This is a genomic window from Streptomyces sp. TRM68367 (genome assembly GCF_014495685.1).
In the GTDB taxonomy this organism is placed as follows: Bacteria; Actinomycetota; Actinomycetes; order Streptomycetales; family Streptomycetaceae; genus Streptomyces.
Map to the genome: position 1 here is coordinate 1 of NZ_JACTVI010000223.1, position 2,989 is coordinate 2,989.

At 69.2% G+C, this 2,989-nt stretch carries 3 protein-coding genes; all 3 read left to right on the top strand.

What is annotated here, in order from left to right:
• Positions 1-43 precede the first annotated feature (43 nt).
• The 3 genes from H8R17_RS44835 to H8R17_RS49700 all read left to right on the top strand — a co-directional run bounded on the left by H8R17_RS44835 (position 44) and on the right by H8R17_RS49700 (position 2,927).
• Complete coding sequence (locus H8R17_RS44835) at positions 44-1,399, top strand: IS4 family transposase (RefSeq protein WP_223126174.1); 1,356 nt, start codon at positions 44-46, stop codon at positions 1,397-1,399.
• Positions 1,400-2,061: 662 nt separating this feature from the next.
• The gene (locus tag H8R17_RS48435) at positions 2,062-2,364 is read left to right on the top strand and encodes a hypothetical protein (RefSeq protein ID WP_399478135.1); all 303 of its coding nucleotides are present in this window, start codon (positions 2,062-2,064) and stop codon (positions 2,362-2,364) included.
• Positions 2,274-2,927, top strand: a complete 654-nt coding sequence (locus H8R17_RS49700; RefSeq protein WP_399478137.1) for a hypothetical protein — start codon at positions 2,274-2,276, stop codon at positions 2,925-2,927. The genes H8R17_RS48435 and H8R17_RS49700 overlap by 91 nt, the downstream gene beginning before the upstream one ends.
• The last annotated feature ends 62 nt before the right edge of the window (positions 2,928-2,989 follow it).

Consider the following 2,989-nt stretch of genomic DNA (forward strand, 5'->3'; position numbering starts at 1 on the left):
CTAGAACCGTGTCGACCAAGATCACTGTTCAGCAGGAGCTCCGTTGGACGCCAAGTCTGTCATTTGTCACGAGGTAGTGGTTGCCGCGGGGCCGTTCGCGCCCGGTCATCTGGGCGAGCTGACGCAGCTCGTCCCGTTCGAGATGGTCGACGAGGTCCTGGCCGAGACCGGCAGGACCCAGCAGCGGATACGGAACTTGCCTTCGCGTGTGGTGGTGTACCTGGTGCTGGCCGGGTCTCTGTTTCCCGGGATCGGCTGGAAGCAGGTATGGCAGCGGCTGACGGCCGGCCTGGAAGGACTGGCGACAGCGACTCCGACGGCCGGCGCACTGGCGCAGGCCCGCAGGCGGGTCGGGGCCCGGCCGCTGCGTGGCTTGTTCGACCTGCTGCGTGGACCGGCCGCGGGGATCGGCGCCGTGGGATCGCGGTGGCGGGGCCTGCTCGTCTGCGCGATCGACGGCACGCTGATGGCGGTGCCCGACAGCCCGGCGAACCAGGCCGAGTTCGTCAAGCACCGCGGCAACAACGGCGGGGCGGGATACCCCTCGCTCCGTCTGCTGGTCCTGGTGTCCTGCGGCACCCGCACCATCCTGGATGCGGTGTTCGGGCCGACCACGAACGGAGAAACGTCCTACGCCCCGCGCCTGGTCCGCAGCCTGCGCGAAGGCATGATCGTGCTGCTGGACCGAAATTTCGCCGTCCAGGCCCTGGTCGAGGCGATCACGCGGACGGGCGCTCACGTCCTCGTCCGGGTGAAAGAGAACCGCAGACTGCCGGTCCTGGAACGTTTCCCCGACGGCTCCTACCTGTCCAGGCTGGGAGCCGTCGCGGTTCGGGTCATCGACTGCGAAATCACCGTCAGCACCTCAAAGGGGCGCCGCACCGGCGCCTACCGCCTGGTCACGACTCTGACCTGCCCCCACGCCCACCCCGCAGCCGAGCTGATCAGGCTCTACCACGAGCGATGGGAGGTCGAGACCTCCTACCTGGAGATCAAGTCCACCATTCTCGGCGGCCGGGTCCTTCGTGCCCGGACCCCTGCCGGCGTCGCCCAGGAAGTCTTCGCGCTGCTGGTCACCTACCAGGTCCTGCGACTTGCCATGGCGGATGCCACCGCCACCCATCCAGGTACCGACCCCGACCGGGCCAGCTTCTCCATCGCCCTGAACACCGCCCGCGACCTGCTCGTTCAGGCCGCGGGCGTCATCAGCACGGCTGTCGACCTCGTCGGCACCATCGGCCGACGGGTCCTGGCCGACCTCATGCCCGACCGGCGCATCCGCACCCGGCCACGCGTCGTCAAACGCGCCATCTCGAGATACAACGCCAAAGGCATCGTCGACCGAACCAGCTACAAGGCCACGATCAGCATCGACATCCTCACCACCCGCACGCCTTGACACCAGACACCCACTGCTAANAACCAGCTACAAGGCCACGATCAGCATCGACATCCTCACCACCCGCACGCCTTGACACCAGACACCCACTGCTAACTACACGGCATTGGGGCTATACCCGCAACAAGTTCGCCGACGCGTGGAAGCGCTACTGCCCCACCGTCCATCCCCTCGGCACCCCGTAGGCCGACGCCGGCTGACAGGCCGCCAGCCTCCGGTCCCTGCTGCCCACGCGACCACCGCGTCGTCGGCAGGGAAGGGCCCGAGCCACCGTCTTCTGCCGTCCTTGCCGTCCCAGCCGTGAAATCGCAGGTCAAAGGCCCCGAGCGTGGGACGGCTATCCGCCCCAAGACGGATAGCGATCCGTCCCGACGCACGACAGGGCGCCGCGCGAGCCGAGCCCCCCGGCTCACCAGGTCATCTCCCCATGCCGTCCCGGACGGCACACACACAGCCTCCTGTCCCGCCCTGACCTGCGGTTGCAACGGCAAGACGGCAAAGACGGATCACCGCGAACACCCCTGCAAGGACACCTTCATCATGCTCGACACCGCCACACTGAACAGGCCGACCGGCCGCCTCGCGCCACCTGGTGGGACCGGCTCACCATCATCCTGCTCGGCGTCGCCGGATGCGCCCTCTCCTACGACGCGCTACGGCAGATGGCCACCGCCGTCCACGTCCGCTACCAACTGACCTACCTCTTCCCCGTCGTGATCGACGGTCTCATCGCCTACGGCGTCCGCGCCCCGCTGGTTCTGCGCGAGGCCCCGCGCCAGCGCGCCTGTACGCGTGGATCCTGTTCATCGCCGCCACCGCCGCCAGTATCTGGGCCAACGGCCTGCACGCCCTCGACCTCAACCAGCCCGGCACCGTGGACCTCCACCTCGACGACACCACGGTCACCGTCCTCTCCGCGATCGCTCCGCTTGCCCTGGCCGGAGCCACCCACCTGCACATCCTGATCACCCGCTACGGCGGCACCGACCCGGGAGGAACCCCGGCGCACCCAGCCACCGCACCAGTTCCGTACCGGCAGCAGCAGGCCGACGGAACCCTGCCGACGGATCCGTACCAGCAGCGGAAGCGGTTTGAGCGGCACGACCTGCCTCAGCCCCAGCAGGCCGGGATCACGCAGGCCGCCGAAGCAACGGCTCCGGGCGCCCTGGGGTCCGGAAGCATCGATCCGGACAGTGGCACGGGAACCGTGACGCCGACGGGCTCCCCGCACAGTGAGCCCGAGGACGAGCCCGACAGCGCAGGCCAGGGGCAGGACGAGGGTTCCGTACCTCGCACCCAGAGCCAGGGCGGACGCCCACCCATGGCGTCCCTGGAGCGGCTGGCCGAGGTAATCGCCGCAACCCACTCGGACCCGGATGCAATCACTCGCGACAGCGCCCGCAAGGCCCTGACCGAATCCGGGCTCGGCGCCGGAACCGTCCGGCTGACCGAGGCCATCACCCTGGTCCGCCGCGCCGCCCATGCCCGCGAGCACCCCGACCAGCGCCCCCTCGCCGACCGGATCTGAACCCATCCGGACGCCCTATAGCCCACCCGATCCAGTAGGCCGGCGCGGGGGGCGCCCCCCCC

Bases quoted from the DNA above. Each gene is read 5' to 3' on its own strand.
- H8R17_RS48435 (WP_399478135.1), top strand. From the start codon at position 2,062: ATGGCCACCGCCGTCCACGTCCGCTACCAACTGACCTACCTCTTCCCC.